This is a genomic window from Pseudomonas sp. NFR09, from assembly GCF_900111535.1.
Taxonomy (GTDB): Bacteria; Pseudomonadota; Gammaproteobacteria; order Pseudomonadales; family Pseudomonadaceae; genus Aquipseudomonas; species Aquipseudomonas extremorientalis.
On the sequence record NZ_FOIH01000006.1, the window covers coordinates 301,741 to 321,030 of the forward strand.

General features: G+C 62.8%; 24 protein-coding genes. 9 read left to right on the forward strand and 15 right to left on the reverse strand.

The annotated features are described in order from the left end of the window. Nucleotides 1-14: 14 nt before the first annotated feature. The 9 genes from ccmI to ccmA form a co-directional block, all read right to left on the reverse strand. A complete protein-coding gene (gene ccmI, locus BMX59_RS15840) occupies nucleotides 15-1,199 on the reverse strand; it encodes a c-type cytochrome biogenesis protein CcmI (RefSeq protein ID WP_093123224.1) in 1,185 nt (394 codons plus the stop codon). Next, nucleotides 1,192-1,665: a cytochrome c-type biogenesis protein gene (locus tag BMX59_RS15845; RefSeq protein WP_071488487.1), complete on the reverse strand. Its 474-nt coding sequence runs from the start codon at nucleotides 1,663-1,665 to the stop codon at nucleotides 1,192-1,194. The genes ccmI and BMX59_RS15845 overlap by 8 nt, the downstream gene beginning before the upstream one ends. Further along, nucleotides 1,662-2,198: a DsbE family thiol:disulfide interchange protein gene (locus BMX59_RS15850; protein WP_071488488.1), complete on the reverse strand. Its 537-nt coding sequence runs from the start codon at nucleotides 2,196-2,198 to the stop codon at nucleotides 1,662-1,664. Before BMX59_RS15850 ends, BMX59_RS15845 begins: the two co-directional genes overlap by 4 nt. Further along, nucleotides 2,195-4,183, reverse strand: coding sequence for a heme lyase CcmF/NrfE family subunit (locus tag BMX59_RS15855; RefSeq protein WP_093123229.1), 1,989 nt, complete (start codon nucleotides 4,181-4,183; stop codon nucleotides 2,195-2,197). The genes BMX59_RS15850 and BMX59_RS15855 overlap by 4 nt, the downstream gene beginning before the upstream one ends. A 3-nt stretch (nucleotides 4,184-4,186) precedes the next feature. Then, on the reverse strand, nucleotides 4,187-4,642 hold the full coding sequence (gene ccmE, locus BMX59_RS15860) for a cytochrome c maturation protein CcmE (protein ID WP_092247762.1): 456 nt from the start codon (nucleotides 4,640-4,642) through the stop codon (nucleotides 4,187-4,189). Next, nucleotides 4,639-4,815, reverse strand: a complete 177-nt coding sequence (gene ccmD, locus BMX59_RS15865; protein WP_061435869.1) for a heme exporter protein CcmD — start codon at nucleotides 4,813-4,815, stop codon at nucleotides 4,639-4,641. Before ccmD ends, ccmE begins: the two co-directional genes overlap by 4 nt. Continuing rightward, nucleotides 4,812-5,567 (reverse strand): heme ABC transporter permease, encoded by a 756-nt coding sequence (locus BMX59_RS15870; RefSeq protein WP_071488491.1) that lies wholly within the window; start codon nucleotides 5,565-5,567, stop codon nucleotides 4,812-4,814. The genes ccmD and BMX59_RS15870 overlap by 4 nt, the downstream gene beginning before the upstream one ends. Nucleotides 5,568-5,650: 83 nt before the next feature. Beyond that, nucleotides 5,651-6,319: a heme exporter protein CcmB gene (gene ccmB / locus BMX59_RS15875; RefSeq protein WP_092247759.1), complete on the reverse strand. Its 669-nt coding sequence runs from the start codon at nucleotides 6,317-6,319 to the stop codon at nucleotides 5,651-5,653. Continuing rightward, nucleotides 6,316-6,951, reverse strand: coding sequence for a cytochrome c biogenesis heme-transporting ATPase CcmA (ccmA, locus tag BMX59_RS15880; RefSeq protein ID WP_093123241.1), 636 nt, complete (start codon nucleotides 6,949-6,951; stop codon nucleotides 6,316-6,318). The genes ccmB and ccmA overlap by 4 nt, the downstream gene beginning before the upstream one ends. Nucleotides 6,952-7,151: 200 nt before the next feature. Here ccmA and BMX59_RS15885 point away from each other — a divergent pair, with 200 nt between their 5' ends. Both BMX59_RS15885 and BMX59_RS15890 read left to right on the forward strand, forming a co-directional pair. Continuing rightward, on the forward strand, nucleotides 7,152-8,729 hold the full coding sequence (locus tag BMX59_RS15885; protein WP_093123245.1) for a flagellar hook-length control protein FliK: 1,578 nt from the start codon (nucleotides 7,152-7,154) through the stop codon (nucleotides 8,727-8,729). Continuing rightward, the gene (locus tag BMX59_RS15890) at nucleotides 8,726-9,055 is read left to right on the forward strand and encodes an EscU/YscU/HrcU family type III secretion system export apparatus switch protein (protein ID WP_092247750.1); all 330 of its coding nucleotides are present in this window, start codon (nucleotides 8,726-8,728) and stop codon (nucleotides 9,053-9,055) included. The genes BMX59_RS15885 and BMX59_RS15890 overlap by 4 nt, the downstream gene beginning before the upstream one ends. Before the next feature lie 58 nt (nucleotides 9,056-9,113). On the opposite strand, the gene glp is transcribed toward BMX59_RS15890, so the two are convergent. Together glp and moaB are read right to left on the reverse strand one after the other, a co-directional pair. Then, on the reverse strand, nucleotides 9,114-10,340 hold the full coding sequence (gene glp, locus BMX59_RS15895) for a molybdopterin molybdotransferase MoeA (RefSeq protein WP_093123251.1): 1,227 nt from the start codon (nucleotides 10,338-10,340) through the stop codon (nucleotides 9,114-9,116). After that, the gene (gene moaB, locus BMX59_RS15900; protein WP_056857153.1) at nucleotides 10,324-10,863 is read right to left on the reverse strand and encodes a molybdenum cofactor biosynthesis protein B; all 540 of its coding nucleotides are present in this window, start codon (nucleotides 10,861-10,863) and stop codon (nucleotides 10,324-10,326) included. The genes glp and moaB overlap by 17 nt, the downstream gene beginning before the upstream one ends. Nucleotides 10,864-10,939: 76 nt before the next feature. Between moaB and mobA the strand changes: the two genes are divergently transcribed. Both mobA and BMX59_RS15910 read left to right on the forward strand, forming a co-directional pair. Further along, nucleotides 10,940-11,542 carry a molybdenum cofactor guanylyltransferase MobA gene (gene mobA, locus BMX59_RS15905; protein ID WP_093123255.1) on the forward strand — a complete coding sequence of 201 codons (603 nt, stop codon included), beginning with the start codon at nucleotides 10,940-10,942 and terminating at the stop codon, nucleotides 11,540-11,542. A 79-nt stretch (nucleotides 11,543-11,621) separates the two neighbouring features. Continuing rightward, the gene (locus tag BMX59_RS15910) at nucleotides 11,622-11,843 is read left to right on the forward strand and encodes a YgdI/YgdR family lipoprotein (protein ID WP_010211805.1); all 222 of its coding nucleotides are present in this window, start codon (nucleotides 11,622-11,624) and stop codon (nucleotides 11,841-11,843) included. A 55-nt stretch (nucleotides 11,844-11,898) separates the two neighbouring features. Here BMX59_RS15910 and BMX59_RS15915 read toward each other — a convergent pair whose 3' ends face one another. The 3 genes from BMX59_RS15915 to BMX59_RS15925 form a co-directional block, all read right to left on the reverse strand. Then, nucleotides 11,899-12,789, reverse strand: a complete 891-nt coding sequence (locus BMX59_RS15915) for a pseudouridine synthase (protein WP_093123258.1) — start codon at nucleotides 12,787-12,789, stop codon at nucleotides 11,899-11,901. Nucleotides 12,790-12,860: 71 nt separating this feature from the next. Then, nucleotides 12,861-13,196, reverse strand: a complete 336-nt coding sequence (locus tag BMX59_RS15920) for a hypothetical protein (RefSeq protein WP_010565034.1) — start codon at nucleotides 13,194-13,196, stop codon at nucleotides 12,861-12,863. Between the two features lie 73 nt (nucleotides 13,197-13,269). Beyond that, complete coding sequence (locus tag BMX59_RS15925; protein ID WP_058427940.1) at nucleotides 13,270-13,506, reverse strand: glutaredoxin family protein; 237 nt, start codon at nucleotides 13,504-13,506, stop codon at nucleotides 13,270-13,272. 155 nt (nucleotides 13,507-13,661) lie between these two features. On the opposite strand from BMX59_RS15925, the gene BMX59_RS15930 reads away from it, so the two are divergent. After that, nucleotides 13,662-15,386 (forward strand): cation:proton antiporter, encoded by a 1,725-nt coding sequence (locus BMX59_RS15930; RefSeq protein ID WP_083351560.1) that lies wholly within the window; start codon nucleotides 13,662-13,664, stop codon nucleotides 15,384-15,386. Here BMX59_RS15930 and BMX59_RS15935 read toward each other — a convergent pair. Further along, the gene (locus BMX59_RS15935) at nucleotides 15,373-16,581 is read right to left on the reverse strand and encodes an ammonium transporter (RefSeq protein WP_071488501.1); all 1,209 of its coding nucleotides are present in this window, start codon (nucleotides 16,579-16,581) and stop codon (nucleotides 15,373-15,375) included. The genes BMX59_RS15930 and BMX59_RS15935 overlap by 14 nt on opposite strands. A gap of 346 nt (nucleotides 16,582-16,927) precedes the next feature. Between BMX59_RS15935 and BMX59_RS15945 the strand changes: the two genes are divergently transcribed. The 4 genes from BMX59_RS15945 (at nucleotide 16,928) to BMX59_RS15960 (ending at nucleotide 19,223) form a co-directional block, all read left to right on the forward strand. Then, nucleotides 16,928-17,242, forward strand: coding sequence for an ElaB/YgaM/YqjD family protein (locus BMX59_RS15945; RefSeq protein ID WP_012723021.1), 315 nt, complete (start codon nucleotides 16,928-16,930; stop codon nucleotides 17,240-17,242). A gap of 2 nt (nucleotides 17,243-17,244) precedes the next feature. Beyond that, entirely contained in the window at nucleotides 17,245-17,628 is a 384-nt protein-coding gene (locus BMX59_RS15950; RefSeq protein WP_012723020.1) for a phage holin family protein, read from the forward strand. Beyond that, nucleotides 17,625-17,966, forward strand: a complete 342-nt coding sequence (locus tag BMX59_RS15955) for a hypothetical protein (RefSeq protein ID WP_092247738.1) — start codon at nucleotides 17,625-17,627, stop codon at nucleotides 17,964-17,966. Before BMX59_RS15950 ends, BMX59_RS15955 begins: the two co-directional genes overlap by 4 nt. A gap of 93 nt (nucleotides 17,967-18,059) precedes the next feature. Then, nucleotides 18,060-19,223, forward strand: a complete 1,164-nt coding sequence (locus BMX59_RS15960; RefSeq protein ID WP_071488502.1) for an EAL domain-containing protein — start codon at nucleotides 18,060-18,062, stop codon at nucleotides 19,221-19,223. The last annotated feature ends 67 nt before the right edge of the window (nucleotides 19,224-19,290 follow it).

A 19,290-nucleotide genomic window follows, 5' to 3' on the forward strand; every position in this document is an offset into this window, starting at 1 on the left:
GGCGTTTCCTCGATTTACTGGTCCGGACTGTCGATGGTCAGCTGCTGCAAGGCAGTGGTACTGCTGGCCAGGGGTTGGCTGCGGCCGATCCACTCGCCAGTGGTCGGCTGACCGGCCCGGGATATGCGCGCAACCAGTTGGACTTCGGGGAAGTTGGACAGTTTCAATTGCGGCATCATCGCGTCGGCATCGCCCAGTTCGACGGTGATCGGCAGTTCGGCGACAGTGACGCGCTTGGCCGCCAAGGGGGCCGGCGGGCCACTGACGGCGCGAGCGAAGATGAACACACTGTCGGTGGGCAGGGCTTTGGCCTTCGCCTCGGCGGACAGGCCCACGCGGACTTTCATCACGGTCTTTTGCGCAACCGTGCCGCCGCTTTCCTTGAGCTTCTCGGCCGCGCGGTCGATACCGCCTTGCAGGGCGGCGCGGGAGTTGTCTTGCGGTGGCAGTTGGGCCAGCAATCGATTCCAGTAGTCGATCGCCTCTTGATAACGCTGACCTTCAAAGGCGGCGATACCCAGCAGGCCGAGGCTGGTGACTTCCTTCGGATCGAGCTTCAAGGCTTCGTCGGTCAGGGCCTGGACCTTGGGCGACCACTGTTTGTTGTCGGCAAAGTACTGCGCCTGGGCCCACTGGCCGAGCAACTCCGGTTGACGCCCGGCCAGGGCCACGGTGCGCTCGAAGACTTTAGCGGCATCGGCGGAGCGGTCCTGGGCCATGTAGGCGCGACCGAGGAAGTACAGGCCTTCCGCCGAATCAGGCTGGGCAGCGGCGGCCCGTTCCAGGCGCTGGGTCATGTCTTCCATGGACACCGGCGGCTGGGAGAATTCGCGGGTCAGTTCGACCTTGTCGCTGGCCCCATAGTGCAAGTACAGGGCAACGCCAAGGACCGGCACCAGAAACGCCGCCAACAAGGGCAGCGGCTTGCCCAGGCGCGACTCACGGGGCTTTTCCACGCCTTCGGTATCGGCCAGCAATTCGCGGGCAGCTTCGGCGCGGCCGGTGTCGAGTTGCGCAGGATTCAATACGCCTTCGTCCTGCTGCACTTGCAGCTCGGCGACGCGTTCCTGGTACAGCGCCACGTTCAGCGCGGTGCGGTCCTCTTCACGTTGGGCACGGCGGCCGCGCAGGACAGGGATCAACAGGAAACTCAGGGCAATCAGAAGCAGCAGGCCGGCTGCGAGCCAGAAATCAATCATCAGTCTTGGTGTCCAGCAATTGGTCGAGGCGTTTACGCTCATCCAGGGACAGCGCGTCGGAACCATCGGTTGGCGCGGCGCGGCGGCGGCGCACGATCACGGCCATTACGACAACGCCGGCCAGCAACAGCCCGGCAGGGCCGAACCAGAGCAGCGCGGTCTTGCCGGTGAGGGCCGGTTTGTAGCGCACGAAATCACCGTAGCGGTCGACCATGAAATCGATGATCTGCTGGTTGTCCTTGCCCTCCCCCAGCATGCGGAAAATCTCTTTGCGCAGGTCGGCGGCAATCGGCGCGTTTGAGTCGGCGATGTCCTGGTTCTGGCACTTGGGGCAGCGCAGTTCCTTCGTCAGGTCGCGAAAACGCTCGCGCTCGGCGTCGTTGGCGAATTCGTAGGTGTCGATGGCGGCGTGGGCCACACCGGCCAATCCGAGCGCCAGGACCGCAGCAGCTAACAGACGCTTCATGGCTTGGCCTCATCGACCAGGGCCTGGTACTTGGCGGCCAGTTGCTCGCGCCAGACCACCTCGTCGATCACGCCGACGTACTTGTCGCGGATCACGCCCTTGGCATCGATAAAGAAGGTTTCCGGAGCGCCGTAAACACCGAGGTTCAGACCGAGGTTGCCGTCTTCATCGCGGATATCCAACTGGTACGGGTTATGGAACTCCGCCAGCCATTTCAAGGCGGCGGCATTGTCGTCCTTGTAGTTGATGCCGTAGATCACCACGCCCTTCTCGGCCAGCTTGTTCAGCACCGGGTGTTCGACGCGGCAGGAGATGCACCAGGTGCCCCACACGTTGACCAGCGCCGGTTTGCCCAGCAGGTCGGCCTGGGTCAGGGTCTTGTCGCCCTGCACGGTCGGCAGGCTGAACGCCGGGAACTGTTTGCCGATCATCGCCGAAGGCAGCTCGGCCGGGTCCAGGTACAGCCCGCGATACAGGAATACCGCCACCACCAGAAACATCGCCAGCGGTACCACCATCAACCAACGCTTCATGCCGCCGCTCCTTGCAGGCCGAGAGCTTCACGCACCCGGCTTTTCACTTTGACCCGATAACGCCGGTCCAGCGCGGCGAGCAAACCACCAAAGCCCGTGAGCAAACCGCCGAACCAGATCCAGCGCACAAACGGCTTCACATGCACCCGCACGGCCCAGGCGCCGTCGCCCAGCGGTTCACCCAATGCGACGTAGAGGTCACGGGTGAAACCTGCGTCAATCCCGGCTTCGGTCATCATCGAGCTCTGCACGGTGTACAGGCGTTTTTCCGGGTGCAGCACCGCCACCTCCTTGCCGTTGCGCACGACGCGCACGGTGCCTTTGTCGGAGGTGAAGTTCGGCCCTTCGAAGTGCCTGGCGCCTTCGAAGATGAAGTGGTAACCGGCCAGGTCCATGGACTCGCCCGGCGCCAGGCGCAGGTCGCGTTCAGCGCTGTTCTGGCTGGACAGCACCACACCGAGGGCGCACACGGCGATGCCGATGTGGGCGACCTGCATGCCCCAATAGCTGCGGGTCAGGGTTGGCAGGCCCTTGATCAGGCCTTTGTGGCGGGTTTTGTCGAAGATATCGCGCACGCCGGCCAGCAACACCCAGGCGGCGAGCAGGAAGGTGGCGAGCACCGCCCAGTTGAAGTCGCCGTAGGCAACCCCTGCGATCACCGCCAGGGCCACACTGCCCAGCAGAACCGGCATCAGCATGCCGGCCAGCCATTTGACCGGGGTGTCTTTCCAGCGCACCAGCACGCCGACCGCCATTACCACCATCAGCAGGCCCATCAGTGGGATGAACAATGCGTTGAAGTACGGCGGGCCGACCGACAATTTGGCGCCACTCAGGGCATCCAGCACCAGCGGATACAAGGTGCCGAGCAGGATCATCGACGCGGCTACCACCAGCACCAGGTTATTGCCCAGCAGCAGGGTTTCCCGCGACCATAGGTTGAAGCCGACCTGGCTCTTGACCACCGGGGCGCGCAGGGCGAACAGGGTCAGGGAGCCGCCGACCACAAACAGCAGGAAGATCAGGATGAACACGCCGCGCTCCGGGTCGGACGCAAACGCATGCACCGACGTCAGCACCCCCGAACGCACGAGGAAGGTGCCGAGCAGGCTGAGGGAAAACGCGGCGATGGCCAACAACACGGTCCAGCTCTTGAACACGCCACGCTTCTCGGTGACGGCCAGCGAGTGAATCAGCGCCGTACCCACCAGCCAGGGCATGAAGGAGGCGTTTTCCACCGGGTCCCAGAACCACCAACCGCCCCAGCCGAGTTCGTAGTAAGCCCACCACGAACCCAGGGTGATGCCGATCCCGAGGAACGCCCAGGCGACGATGGTCCAGGGCCGCGACCAGCGCGCCCAGGCCGCATCGAGGCGCCCACCCAGCAAGGCGGCAATGGCGAAGGCAAAAGCCACGGAGAAACCCACGTAGCCCATGTAGAGCATCGGCGGGTGCACGATCAGGCCGATGTCTTGCAGCAAAGGGTTGAGGTCATGCCCGTCCGCCGGGATCTGCGGCAGGATGCGGCTGAACGGGTTGGAGGTCATGATCAGGAACAACAGAAAGCCGATGCTGATCATGCCCATCACCGCCAGCACCCGGGCCAGCATCACTTGCGGCAGTTGGCGCGAGAACACCGACACGGCAAAGGTCCAGCCGCCGAGGATCAGCGCCCACAGCAGCAGCGAGCCTTCGTGGGCGCCCCACACGGCGCTGAACTTGAAGTACCAGGGCAACGCGCTGTTGGAGTTGTTGGCCACATAGGCGACGGAAAAGTCGTCGGTCATGAAGGCATAGGTCAGGCAGCCAAACGCGAACAGCAGGAAAGCAAACTGGCCCCAGGCCGCCGGCTGCGCCAGGCTCATCCACAAACGGTCGCCACGCCAGGCACCGAGCAACGGCACCACGGCCTGGACGATGGCAAAGCACAGGGCGAGGATCATCGCCAACTGGCCCAACTCCGGAATAAACAGTGCGGACGTCATGGCTTAGCCCTCCTTGGCAGGTGTTGGAGCCGACTGGCCGCTGTCTTTCAACGCCTTGGTGACTTCCGGCGGCATGTATTTCTCATCGTGCTTGGCCAGCACTTCATCAGCCACCACTACACCATCCGCGTTGAGCTTGCCCAGGGCGACGATGCCCTGGCCTTCGCGGAACAGGTCCGGGAGGATGCCGCGGTAGGTGATGGTCACGGCTTTATTGAAGTCGGTGACCACGAAGGTGACGTCGAGGGAGTCGGCAGAGCGTTTCAGCGAGCCCTTCTCCACCATGCCGCCGGCGCGAATCCGCGTGTCCACCGGCGCTTCGCCGTTGGCGATCTGAGTCGGGGTGTAGAACAGGTTGATGTTCTGTTGCAAGGCGCTCAAGGCAAGGCCCACGGCAATGCCGACGCCCACCAGGATGGCAAGGATGATCAACAGACGCTTTCTACGCAGCGGATTCACTTTTCGGTCTCCCGGCGCAGACGACGCGCCTCTTGTTGCAGGTAACGCTTGCGGGCCAGGATCGGCGCGGCGACGTTGAGGGCCAGCACCGCCAGGCAGATGCCATAGGCGGTCCAGACGTACAGGCCGTGATGGCCCATGGCGAGAAACTCGCTGAAAGAAGCAAAACTCATCCACGCGCTCCCAGGCTGCTTTGCACTTCGGCCTTGACCCAACTGGTACGGGCTTCACGCTTGAGCACTTCGAGGCGCATGCGCAGCAGCAGCACGGCGCCGAAGAAGCAGTAGAACCCCAGCACCATCAATAGCAGCGGCGCCCACATCTCTACCGGCATCGCCGGTTTTTCGGTGAGGGTGAAGGTGGCGCCCTGGTGCAGGGTGTTCCACCACTCCACCGAGTATTTGATGATCGGGATGTTGATCACGCCGACAATCGCCAGCACCGCGCAAGCCTTGGCGGCGCTGTCACGATTGCTGATCGCGTTGCCCAGGGCAATCAGACCGAAGTACAGGAACAGCAGGATCAACATGGACGTTAGTCGCGCATCCCACACCCACCACGAGCCCCAGGTGGGTTTGCCCCAGATCGCGCCGGTGACCAGCGCCACGGCGGTCATCCAGGCGCCGATGGGCGCGGCGCATTGCAGGGCCACATCCGCGAGCTTCATCTTCCACACCAGGCCGACGATGCCGCACACCGCCAGCATCACGTAGCAGGACTGGGCCAGCATCGCGGCAGGTACGTGGATATAAATGATGCGAAAGCTGTTGCCTTGCTGGTAATCCGGCGGCGCGAAGGCCAGGCCCCAGACCAGGCCGATGCCGATCAGCAACACGGCGGCTACGCTCAACCACGGCAACAGCTTGCCGCTGATGCCATAGAACCATTTGGGCGAGCCGAGCTTGTGAAACCAGGTCCAGTTCATTGCTGTTTCCATCACGGTTGCTTTTCGTCGTTGCGAAAAGCTTAGGGTCTTTACTGGTTAAGACAACGCTTAACCAGACCTCATTATTCGCCGACGCTGATCTTCAGGCCGGCCGCTATAGCAAAGGGTGTCAGGGTGACCGCCAGGGCGGTCAGGCTACCCAGCCACAACAGGTAACCGGTCGCCGGCATGCCCATGAGCGCGGCTTGCAAGGCACCGCTGCCCAGGATCAATACCGGGATGTACAAAGGCAGAATCAACAGGGCCAGCAGCAGGCCGCCCCGCTTCAAACCCACGGTCAATGCCGCGCCTACCGCGCCCAACAGGCTGAGCACCGGCGTACCGAGCAACAGGCTCAGCAGCAGGATCGGCAGGCATTCGGTGGGCAACCCGAGCATCATCGCCAGCAGCGGCGAGAGCAAGACTAGCGCGAGGCCGGAAAAAGCCCAGTGTGCCAGTACCTTGGCCAGAACCAGAAGTGGCAGGGGGTGCGACGAAAGGACCCACTGTTCCAGGGAACCGTCTTCGAAATCACTGCGAAACAGCCCGTCCAGCGAGAGCAGGACCGATAAAAGCGCGGCCACCCACACCAGTCCTGGGGACAAGGTTTGCAACAGTTTAGTCTCGGGGCCAACCGCCAGCGGGAACAGCGCGATGACAATCGCGAAGAACACCAGCGGATTGGCCAGTTCGGCCGGTCGACGGCAGAGCAAGCGTGCTTCGCGGGCAACCAACAGGCCGAATACGCTCATAGCGACCACCGCCCCAGGTCCAAGTCACGATAACCGGCGGGCACGCGATTGAGGGTGTGATGAGTGGTGAGAACGACCAGACCGCCCTGCTCGCAATGCCGGGCCAGGTGCTCTTCCAACTGGGCGACGCCCTGTTTATCAAGGGCGGTGAAGGGTTCGTCGAGAATCCACAGCGGCGGGCCGGGCAGATACAAACGCGCCAGGGCCACGCGGCGCTGCTGGCCGGCGGACAAGGTGTGACAGGGAACGTCCTCAAACCCCTTGAGGCCGACAACGGCCAGGGCCTGCCAGATGGCATCGCGGGAAGCGGGATGATGCAGGGCGCTGAGCCAACTGAGGTTTTCCTCGGCGGTCAGTACATCCTTGATGCCGGCGGCGTGGCCGATCCACACCAGGTTGCGGGCAAGTTCGCTGCGTTGTTCGTTGAGGGGCTTGCCGTTGAGTCGAACCTCACCGGCGGTCGGCTGCATCAGCCCGGCCAGCAGGCGCAGCAAACTGGTCTTGCCGCTGCCGTTGGGGCCGCTGATCTGCACCATGTCGCCGCCCTTGAGCCGCAGTTCGAGGTGCTCGAACAGCAGGCGCAGGTCGCGTTCACAGGCAAGCGCTACGGCTTCAAGAAGAGGGCTGGTCAAAAGATCGCGGGCCTTTACGGTTCAAGTCGGCGGTGCAGCGGCCGTTAAAGAGAAATGCACAATAACGGCTTTGGCGACCGATTTTAGAGAGCTGGATCAAATAGTTGTGAGGTTTTTACCGCTCTCGTTGCAGACGGGCGGCATTATACATGTGATGCCCTACTCTAAAGAGGGCAATTTCCCCAGAGACGACGCGCGCGATGACCGGTGAGATCAACCTTCCTACGCTTGCACCCGCCCCGACAGCCGGGCCTGGCCCCGCACCCGCGGCCGGCGAGTTGCTGAAACTGCTGGAGCCGCAGATCGGCCTGATCGACCCTGGCAAAACCGCGAACGCTGAAGTCATCGCCCTGAAACAAGGCGGGGAAGCCTTCCAGTTGCTGCTCAAATTGACCCTGGAAGGCGGCCGCCAGACCCTGGTACAGGCCAGCAGCCCCCAACCACTGCCGCTGGGCAGCAATGTGGCAGTGAGCCAGACGACTGCGGGCAACCTGACCCTCAGCCTGCAGCAGGCCTTGAGCGCCAATGTCGCCGCCCTCACCCGCATTGACACAAACCAGATGCCGGTAGGCACGCTGTTGCAGGCCAAGGTGCTGACCACCCAGATGCTGCCCCAGGGCACGGCGCAGCCGGCGATCTACCGCTCGCTGGTCACTGTGCTCAACAACGCCCTGGCGGGCGCGACCCTGACCGTGGAAAGCCCTCAGCCCCTGCGCGTCGGCAGCCTGCTCAGCGCCGTGGTGCAGAACGCGCAGACCCTGAGCTTTGTGCCGCTGAGCGGGCTCAAGGATCAACTGGCCGTCAGCCAGCAACTGTCGACCCAACAGAGTCGCCAGGGCTCGCTGGATGCAGTCGTCACCGCCCTGCAAAACCTGCCACGCGGCGACAGTACTTCCGCCGACCTGCGCGCCGCCGCCGACCGCCTGCTGGCCGCCCTGCCGGACCTGGCGCAGGTCAGCAACCCCAAGGTACTGGCGCAAGTCATCCAGAACAGCGGCGCCTTCCTTGAAGCCAAGCTGCTCGCCGGGCAGAGCCCGCAAATTCCGCCGTTGGACATGAAGGGTGCGTTGCTGCGCCTGGTCGCGGACCTGTTGCCCGCCCTGCCCGCCAGCACCAACATGACAGCGATCCTCGCCGCCAACACCCTGGCCCAGGCGCTGCCCAACTTCGTGCGCAGCCCTTTGAATACCCTCGGCCAAGTCAGCGCCCGCCAGATACCTGCCAGCTTCCCGCTGCCCGAACGGCTGATGGCGAAACTGGAAGGCGAAGGCGACCTGGAAAACCTGCTGCGCCTGGCCGCCGGAGCCATCTCACGCCTGCAAAGCCATCAGCTGTCGAGCCTGGAACAGACCGGCACGACTGCCGACGGCCGCTTGCAAACCACCTGGCAACTGGAAATCCCCATGCGCACGTTGCAGGACATCGTGCCGTTGCAGGTCAAGTTCCAGCGCGAAGAACCGGCACCGGACAAGGACCAGCCCGAACGCAAGGAGAAAAAGGACGCCAAGCAGATGCTCTGGCGCGTCGAACTGGCTTTCGACATGGAGCCGCTCGGGCCATTGCAGGTCCAGGCACAATTGAGCCAGGGCAAACTCTCCAGCCAGCTGTGGGCCTCCCGCCCCTTCACCGCCAGCCTGATCGAAAGCCACCTGGGCACCCTGCGCGAACGCCTGGTGACCTCGGGCATCAACGTCGGCGACCTCGACTGCCACCTCGGCACCCCACCGCGCGGGCCGAAAACCGGACTGGAACAACGCTGGGTGGATGAAACCGCATGAAGAACCCGACACCGCCGCGCCAGGCGATTGCCCTCAAGTACGACGGCCAGCAGGCACCCACGCTGACGGCCAAGGGCGATGACGCCCTGGCCGAAGCAATCCTGAAGCTGGCGCGGGAAAATGAAGTACCGATCTACGAAAACGCCGAACTGGTCAAGCTGCTGGCACGGATGGAGCTGGGCGACAGTATTCCCGAGGAGCTGTACCGCACGATTGCCGAGATCATTGCGTTTGCCTGGACGTTGAAGGGCAAGTTCCCGGTGGGGTATGACCCGGATGCGGGGCCGGTGGAGCGCGACATCACCGAACGCGGCGACGATTACTGAGGCATATGAAGATCCAAATGTGGGAGGGGGCTTGCCCCCCTCCCACATTTGGAATGGGTCAGTTCAGGACTTCACTGAGCGGGATGAAGTTGACCCGGTCGCCGATCGCCAGCGTCGTGCCTTCCAACACCTCGACAAACCCCTCCGCCCACGCCGCGCTGCGCAGCACACCAGAGCTCTGGTTGCGGTAGATGATCGCCTTGCCCTGTTCGATGCGACCACGCAGGTACTCGCGACGGTTGCCAGGTTTAGGCCAGGTGAAGCCCACCGGCACTTCGAAACGCAACGGCTCGACATCCTGCACACCCTGGCGGCGCAGCAGATAAGGCCGGGCCAACAGCGCAAAGGTCACCAGCGTCGACGCCGGATTGCCTGGCAGGCCGATCACCGGCACGCCACGAAAATGCCCGAACGTCAGCGGCTTGCCCGGTTTGATCGCCAGTTTCCACAGGGTCAGTTCGCCCTCTTCGCGCAGGGCAATGCCGAGGAAATCCGCCTCGCCCACCGACACGCCGCCGGTTGACAGGATCAGGTCGACACTGCCCAGGTCGCCCAGGCGCGTACGGGTTTGCTCAAGGTCGTCGGGCAGGATGCCGGCGTCGATCACTTCACAGCCAATACGGGTCAACCACGAGCACAGCACCCGCCGATTGCTGTTGTAGATCTGTCCCGGCCCCAGTGGCAGGCCCGGCTCGATCAATTCGTCACCGGTGGACAGCACCGCCACACGCGGGCGGCGCACCACGTCCAGGCGGTCACGACCCAGGGAGGCGGCAAGTCCGAGTTCAATCGGACCCAGGCGCGTACCTGCCGACAAAACCAGCTCGCCTGCAGTGGTTTCCTGGCCTTGTGGACGGATGTTCTGGTCGAGGTGCAGGGGTTCGGTGAAGCTCACGCGCTCGTCGGCATGGACCACGGCGTTTTCCTGCATCTCCACGCAGTCGGCGCCTTCGGGTACCGGGGCGCCGGTAAAGATGCGCGCGCAGGTGCCCGCAGCCAAGGGTTGCGGCGCCTGGCCTGCGAAGATGCGCTGACTGACCACCAGGGGCTCGCCGGTCCAGTCCGACAGACGCACGGCATAGCCGTCCATGGCGCTGTTCGGCCAGGGTGGCAGGTCGAGGGTGGAGACCAGGTCCAAGGCCAATACACGCCCGTCGCAGTGCGCAAGGGGCAAGGTTTCCTGCTCGCGGATCGGTGCGGCTTCAGCCATGGCCAGCAGTTGCGCCAACGCGTCTTCCACCGGCATCAGGGCGCCGGTCTTGCCCGGCTTACCCACGGGATTCACAGGGCTCGGCCTGTTTCAGGTGCGGGACGAAGTTGCATGGGCGGTGACGGTTGTCCAATTGCTCGGCGAGGATACCGTCCCAACCGGTGCGCACGGCATTGGTGGAACCTGGCAGGCAGCACACCAGGGTGCCATTGGCCAGGCCGGCCAGGGCGCGGGACTGCACCGTAGAGGTGCCGATGTCCGCCACGGAGATCTGGCGGAACAGTTCGCCAAAACCATCGACCTGCTTGTCCAGCAGGCAGCTCACGGCTTCGGGGGTGCTGTCACGGCCGGTAAAGCCGGTGCCGCCGGTGATCAGCACGACTTGCACCACGTCTTCGGCGATCCAGTGGGCGACCTGGGCGCGGATCTTGTAGAGGTCGTCCTTGAGCAGCACGCGTTCGGCCAGGTTATGGCCGGCAGCGGTGAGGCGGTCGACAAAGACCTGGCCGGAGGTATCGGTGTCGAGGGTGCGGGTGTCGCTGACGGTCAATACAGCGATATTCAGGGGTACGAAGGGCGCATCTGCCTTGGCTTTCATGGCACGGTCCGGTTGTCGAAGGAACAGCCCGATGTTATATCACAGCCCCCCCTTTTACTGCCGCTGCGGAACCGCCATGCCTATCGATTCATCATCACTGCCCTGTTCGGTCTTGCTGCTGTCCGGTGGGCGTGGCCAGCGCATGGGCGGCCAGGACAAAGGCCTGCTGGAATGGCATGGCCATCCCTTGATCGCCCATCTGCAGCGCCTGGTGCGGCCGCTGACGGATGACCTGATCATCTCGTGCAACCGCAACCTGGAGCACTACGCCGCGTACGCCGACCAACTGGTGAACGACGACAGCCCGGACTTTCCCGGCCCGCTTGCCGGTATCCGCGCAGGACTCGCCGCCGCGCGCCACACACACCTGTTGATACTGCCGTGCGATGTGCCGCATATCGACGCAGGGTTGCTCGCCGGCCTGTGTGACACTGCACGGCGCAACCCTCGGCTGCCGGTGATGGTACGCCATGGTGAGTTCTGGGAGCCGCTGATCTGCATCCTCCCCACCGCCCTGCGGAACGCGGTGGAGAGCGCCTGGCAAGCCGGTGAGCGCAGCCCGCGCAAGCTCTTCCTGCAACTGGGCGGCGTGGGCCTGGAGTGCCCGGCGGATGACCCGCGCCTGGCCAACCTTAATACGCCGGAGCTGTTACAGACGCGCCCGGGCGTGTCAGAATGAACCTCGCACCCGGAACTTTGTCGACGCCGTGAGCGTCACAAGGTCAGCTATTCAAAAGAATTATCTCGGAGACAAACTCATGACTCAACGGACCATCGCCGCTCTCATGCTTGCACTGGGCCTCGCCACCCTCGCCGGTTGTGCCTCGCCGACAGTGATCACCCTGAATGACGGTCGCGAAATCCAGGCCGTCGACACCCCTAAATACAACGAAGATTCGGGGTTCTACGAATTCGAACAGCTTGACGGCAAGCGCACCCGCATCAACAAAGATCAGGTTCGCACCGTCAAAGACTTGTAAGTCTTAGCGTTTGCCATCAAGGCCCGCCTCGCGCGGGCCTTGTCGTTTCTGGCAGTTACCAGTCGAGGGTGATCTGGCTGCGCAAGTTGCGCTCGACACCTGTGACCGGGTCGATAAACCGTACGCCCTGGGCCAACAGTTTGAGGGGGTTGGCGTAATCGTCCACGGCGTCCTTGATCACGTCCGGGTAGAACGGGTCGTTGCAGATACTCGCACCGAGTGCGGTCATGTGCACACGCAACTGGTGTTTCTTGCCGGTTACGGGAAACAGGCCATAGCGCCATAGATCACCGTTTTTTTCCCGCACTTCCACCGCCGTTTCGGTGTTACTCGCGCCAGGCCCTTCCTGCATGCGAAAGAACGGCTCGCCATCGACCAGGCGGCTTTTATGCACCAGCGGGAACGTCAGGTTCGGCAGGGCCGGAGCGATGGCTTCGTAGAACTTGTCGATCTGGCGTGTGGGAAACAGTTGCTGATACGCCGAGCGGCTGGCCGGGTTGGCTGAGAACAGCACCAGCCCCGCCGTATGCCGGTCGATGCGGTGCAGGGGCACCAGCGATGGGTTATCCAACTGGCGAATCAAGCGCCGCAGCAGCGTTTGCTCGACGTATTCACCGGCGGGGGTCACGGGCAGGAAGTGCGGTTTGTCAGCGACCACCAAGTGCTCGTCGGCGTACAGGATGGTTTCCTGCACCGGGATGACTTTCTCGTTGGGCACTTCGCGGAAGTAATAGATGCACAGGCCTTCCTTGTAGACCAAGTCCAGCCTGATGGGGCTGCCGTTGATGTCCAGCACCCTGCCACGGGCGATGCGGTCAAGCCACTGTCCACGGCCGATCGCCGGGAAGTGCTCGCAGAGGCAATCGAGCACCGTCGCCCAAGGACCGGGCGGCAAATACAGGGTGCTGGCTTGGTGCTCGGAGGCGATAAAAACGGAAGTGGACATGAAATGCTCGAAGCCTGGGAAAACCGGCGGGCATTATCCCGCATCGGGCGGGCTTGAGCCTAGGGCGGATCTCAAGCCTTGGCCAGCTCCGCCCGCAGAATCGGCGAGGCACTGGCGGCCTCGGTGAATTCCTTGAGCCAGCGCAGCACGTCCACCGCTTCCCAGCGGCCTGGATCGTACAACGCGTACAACAAGCCCTGGTAACCCACCACATCCAATTGCTTGTGGTAACCGGCACGCTGGAACAGCGCCTCGATCTCGGCAAAGCAGGTATTGAAATGCACCTTGTTAAAAGGCGTCTTGCCTTCTGTGACCAGGCCATCGAGGCGCAGCTCGTTCACCGCGTCGCGCACGACATCGGCGGACATGCGATTGACGCTGCTTTTCAGTTGTTCAACATTCACCACGGGCGTTCCCTCTACTCAATCGCTGTACAAACATACAGTAACTTAATATTTGGAAACCTGCCATCGCATAAACTCAACGAAGGAAGGCCACGACCTGTTGTGAGTCAAATGGCCAATCCAGTTCCGCCCCGGTGTCCACTCTGCGAAGTACCGGAATCCGCAGGCCGTAGGCTTCGGTCAGGTCGTCGGGGTCGGCGATATCCACCAGTTCCACCAGCAACCCGTGTTCGACGAGCGGCATGATTTCGGCTTCGGCGATTTCACACAGATGGCAACCCAGGGTGCCGAATAGCTGGCATTCAGGAAGCATGACGAATGGACCTGATCAGAAAGTAGGCCAACATTCTAAGCCTGACGAAAATCTGTGGCGAGAAACCAGCCCCCAAAAACCCTGACCCAGGTCACCATGGCCTATAACTGTTTCAGCGATTCTCGCGGCTTTTTGCCTGCCCCCTTGCAACGGAGATGCGTGTGTTTGCCAACCTGCTGATCATTCTGGCCTCATCCCTGGTGGTGATTGCGCTGTTTCGCCGGCTGCAACTGCCGCCGGTGCTGGGCTACTTGTGCGTCGGCCTGGCCGTAGGACCCACCGCACTGGACTGGGTGAATGACAGCGAAGAGCTGCCCGACCTCGCCGAACTGGGCGTGGTGTTCCTGCTGTTCTCCCTGGGCCTGGAGTTCTCCCTGACCAAGATGCTCGCCCTGCGCCGCGTGGTGTTTGGCCTGGGCAGTTTGCAGGTATTGGGCTGCGGGGCGCTGCTGGGCATCTTGTTGATGATCCTGGGTGTGGCGCCAGGCGTCGCGTTGTTACTGGGCGCAGGGCTGGCGCTGTCATCCACGGCCATCGTCAGCAAGGAGTTGACCAGCCTCGGTGAAATCTTCAGCAGCCATGGCCAGAACGCGATTGGCGTGTTGCTGTTCCAGGATGTGGTAGCGGTGCTGTTGCTGACCCTGGTGCCGGTGTTTGCCGGCACCGGTGAACAAGCCTGGTACTGGGCGCTGCCACTGACCCTGGGCAAGACCGTGGTGTTGTTTGTCGGCTTGCTGCTCGCCAGTCGCTGGTTGTTGCCGCGCTTGTTTCATGAAGTCGCCGCCTCCCATTCGGCCGAGTTGTTTGTACTGCTGGCGCTGGTGATTGTGTTGCTGACCGCCTGGCTCACCCACCTGCTGGGGCTCTCCCCTGCCCTCGGCGCGTTCCTGGCCGGCATGCTGCTGGGAGAAAGCCACTACCGCCATCAGATCGAGGCAGATATCCGTCCGTTTCGCGACATCCTGCTGGGGCTGTTTTTCGTCAGCATCGGTATGCTGATCGACCTGCAACTGTTCGTCAGCCACAGCCTGTTGATCCTCGCCCTGACCCTCACCCTGATGCTGGTCAAGGGCTGTGTGGTCGCCGCGCTGGTCAAGCTGCGCGGCAGCGACAGCGAAACCGCCTGGCGCAGCGGCCTGGCGCTGGCCCAGGGCGGCGAGTTCTGCTTTGCATTGATGGCACAGATGCAACAGAGCCGGTTGATCCCGGATGAATTCAACGGCTTGCTGCTCGCCGCCACCTTCTGCTCGATGCTACTGACGCCGCTGCTGCTGCGTGCCGCGCCGGGCATTGCCCTGCGCCTGCACCGCAAGCCCAACCAGCAAGTACAACTGGAAGCCATCACCGCGCTCAACGCCGAGCTGCACGGTCACGCGGTGATCTGCGGCTATGGTCGCGTCGGCCAATCCATCGGGCGCTTTCTGCGCCAGGAACAACAGGCATTCATCGCTCTGGATGACGACCCGGAACGGGTACAGGAAGCCGCCACCGAAGACAGCAGCGTGCACTACGGTGATTGCCGGCGTGGCGCCTTGCTCAGTGCGGTCGGCCTGGAACGCGCGCGGTTGGTGGTGATTGCGGTGGACAACACCGATGTCGCGCTGGTGGTGTTGAAGGAAGCACGCCGGATCAACACCGAAGTGCCGATCCTGGTGCGCACCCGCGATGACAGCCAACTGGCTGAACTGAAGGCCGCAGGCGCCAGCGAAGTGGTGCCCGAACTGTTGGAGTCAAGCCTGATGCTCGCCTCCCACGCCCTGATCCTGCTGGGCCTGCCGGACCAACAGGTGCAGGCGCGGGTTGACGATGTGCGACACAACCGCTACCGCCTGCTGCACGGTTTTTATCGCCAGGCAGACGAGCCGATCAATCCTGACTGACCGCGCCGATCTTGTGGATCGACAGGTCCGCGCCGTAATACTCCTCTTCCTGGCTCAGGCGCAGCCCGTGCACGCGCTTGATCACGCCGTACACCAGCAGGCCACCGACCAGCGCGACCAGCACACCAAGGGCAGTGCCGATCAGCTGGCTGACCAGGCTAACACCGCCCAGGCCCCCCAATGCCGTCTGGCCGAAGATGCCGCAGGCAATGCCACCCCACACGCCGCACAGGCCGTGCAGCGGCCACACGCCCAGCACGTCGTCGATCTTCCAGCGATCCTGGGCGGCGATAAAGAACCACACGAACAAACCACCGGCGACTGCGCCAGTGACCAGTGCGCCCACCGGGTGCATCAGGTCGGAACCCGCACAGATGGCCACCAGCCCGGCCAGCGGGCCGTTATGCAGGAAACCCGGATCGTTGCGGCCGATGATCAAAGCCGCGACGGTGCCGCCAACCATGGCCATCAGCGAGTTGACCGCCACCAGGCCACTGACGCCATTCAACGTTTGCGCACTCATCACGTTGAAACCAAACCAGCCGACAATCAGGATCCACGACCCCAATGCCAGGAACGGAATGCTCGACGGCGCGAACGCCACCAGGCGCCCTTCGCGGTAGCGCCCGTTGCGCGGGCCAAGCAGCAACACCGCCGCCAGCGCCAGCCAGCCGCCCATGGCGTGGACCACCACCGAGCCGGCGAAATCATGGAAGCTGGCGCCGAAGGTCGCGAGCAACCAGGCCTGCAGACCGAAATTGCCGTTCCACACCACGCCTTCGAAAAACGGGTAGATAAACGCCACGATCAACGCGGTTGCGCAGAGTTGCGGCGCAAACCGTGCACGCTCGGCAATCCCCCCGGAAATGATCGCCGGGATCGCTGCCGCGAAAGTCAGCAAGAAGAAGAACTTCACCAGGCCGTAGCCATGGTCGGCGCTGATCACTGCCGCCGGTTGCATGAAGCTCACCCCGTAGGAGATCCAATAGCCTATAAAGAAATAGGCCAGGGTGGAGATGGCGAAGTCGCTGAGGATCTTCGACAGGGCGTTGACCTGGTTCTTCTGGCGCACCGTGCCGACTTCGAGGAAGGCGAAGCCAGCGTGCATGGCCAGGACCATGACCGCACCGATCAGGATAAACAGGGTGTTGGAGCTGTGGACAAGCGTGTCCACTGCACTTTGCACATTTTCCATGGAAGTTGGCAGGCCTGCAGTAGGGCAAAAAGCACCAAAGCGGTTCAAGCCCGGGTTGCGCGCACTAAATTGGCACCGCCGGTCCCGCCCCTCTGCAGAGGGCATGAACCGATTTAGCGCAGCGATCAACACAACAGGCCGTTGCCGACAGGGTTTTTCCGCGAGTTTCAGTTATTTAGGGTAAGGTTTTTCAAGGCTTCCTGCCCGACCGCCCGGATTCGGCGCAGGCCCCGGGGCCTGCGCACCAAGGCAAAGCAAAAGCTGTACCACACAATTGCACTGAACCTTCACCGACGCCGGTGACTCGAAACCACTAAGTACAAAACAGCCCATCACGGAGATAACCATGGCCAGAAGAACTGCAAAGACTGCTCAAGAAATATTGATGGCGGATTTTCAAACCCTGGTGACTGATACCGAAAGGTTGCTGGACGACACCAAAGTGCTCGCCGGTGACCAGGCTGATGAGCTACGGGCCAAGATCCACGATACCCTGCTCCAGGCCCGCGAAACCCTCAAGCAGACTGAAGACTCGCTGCGTGAACGCGGCCAGGCGGCGGTCACTGCGACTGAAGATTACGTGCAAGCCAACCCTTGGCAGTCGGTGGGCATTGCCGCCGGCGTGGGCTTTCTGATCGGCCTGCTGGCCACAAGGCGCTAATCATGTCTATCGGCGAAACCGGCTCGTCCACGGGGACGACTTCAAGGCGCCTGGGCGCAGCCGTGCTGGGCTTGCTGCACAGCCACGTCGAGTTGTTCGGCATCGAATTGCAGGAACAGAAGGCTCGCACCGTCAGCCTGCTGCTGTTTGCCGGCCTGGCGCTGGTGTTTGCACTGCTGTTGCTGGTGGGGTTGTCGACACTGGTGATGATCCTGGTCTGGGACACCGGCTACCGCCTGACCGGAATCATCTGCCTCTGCGTGTTCTACAGCCTGGCCGCAGCCTTTTGCGGGGTACGCTTGAAAGCGGCGGTGTTCGATGAATCCACGCCATTCCACGCCACCCTCGAAGAGCTGGCCAATGACCGGGAGCGTCTGCTGCCATGAGCCTGACTGAAATGCCAAAAAACACGTCACGGCGGGAAATGCGCAAAGCGTTGATCAGGCTGCGCATGGAAATGCACCGTCAGGAAATCCGCCACGAGTCCCAGCAACTGATGCTGCCGTTGAACAAGGTGCGCAACCTGGGCAGTAACTGGCAGGACAGCCTTGGCATCAAGCACGCGCCGCTGTGGGGCGTGGCTGCGGTGACGCTGATGGGCTTTTTCACCGGCAAAGGCGCCAAGGGCGGCGGTATCAGCAGCCTGACACGCCTGGTGCGTCTCGGTGCCGGGTTGATCCCGCTGATCAAATTGGCCATGCAGGGCACTTCGCGCAAAAGTTGAGCCTGGCTGGCTGCATTCTTGCTAACAGAATCGGCCCGGCCCTCGTTTTCGAGGGCCGGGCCTTTTTTCAGCCACCTCGCTTAAGGAGGCCCCGTGATCGACGGGCAACCGCTCGCCTGCTTCCAGCCGTTTATCGATACCGCCACTGGCCGCATCGCCGGTGTCGAGGCCCTCGGCCGCCTGCGCCAGGCCGACGGGCGCCTGCAATCGGTGGGGCCGCTGTTCGCCGACCCGCGCACCCCAGGCGTGACCTTGCGCCGTCTCGACCGGCAGATTCGCGACAATGCCCTGAGCCGCTTGCATGAAGCACCCGCCGACTGGTTCCTGAGCCTGAACATCTCGCCGCGCTGGATCAACCGCCTGCGTCCGGGCCAAGCCCTGCCGAGCCTGAAACAGATTCACAGCCATGGTGTCGACCCGCGACGGATCGTGTTCGAGATCACCGAACTGGGTGGCGACATCCAGCGCCTGGCTGACGTGGTCGCGCGTTACCGCGAGGCCGGTGCGCGTATCGCCATCGATGACTTCGGCGCCGGCTATTCTCAGCTCGACCGGGTGCTGGCATTGCAACCAGACATTCTCAAGCTGGACATGCGCCTGTTCCAGGAAGCCGCCCGCGGCGGGCCGAGCAGCGAAGTGGTGCGGGCGCTGGCGCAGATGGCCGAGAAAACCGGCTGCTGGATCATTGCCGAAGGCGTGGAAACCGAAGCACAGTTGAGCTTCGCCCTGGAGTGCGGCTCGCGTTATGTGCAGGGCTATCTGTTTGCCCAGGCACAGTTGGACTGGTTTGCCGCCGACGCCTTCGTGCCGCGTTTTGCAGAGTTGCGCACCGCCTACGTTCAGCAAAAACTGGCGGAACGCGGGCGCATCATGCAATTGCGCCAGCAATTGGCCGAGCTGATGAAAATCCTGCAAACCTGGGCCCAGGCACAGGCGCCGCTGAGCCAATTACCCCAACTGCCGGCGTTCCCCTGGCTGCTGCGCTTCTACCAATGCGACCGACACGGCACTCAGCTGACGCCCAATTTCGAATGGCGCCAGGACGCCTGGCAGGCCGACAGCCTTTATCTGGGCCATAACTGGTCGTGGCGCCCGTATTTCTATCACCTGTTGGCCGAAGGGTGGGACGAGCGTCGTCTGACCCTCTCCTCGACCTACCGCGACGCGACCACCAACCAGTATTGCCTCACCGCCGGACAGTTCTTTGATAACGGTCAGCGTTTGCTGTTAATCGATATCGACGCGGCCGGGCTGTAGATTTTCGCTTGCCCAGCCCGCGCTGAACCGGGAAGCTGGGAGGGTCATTCACCGCACGGAGAGTACC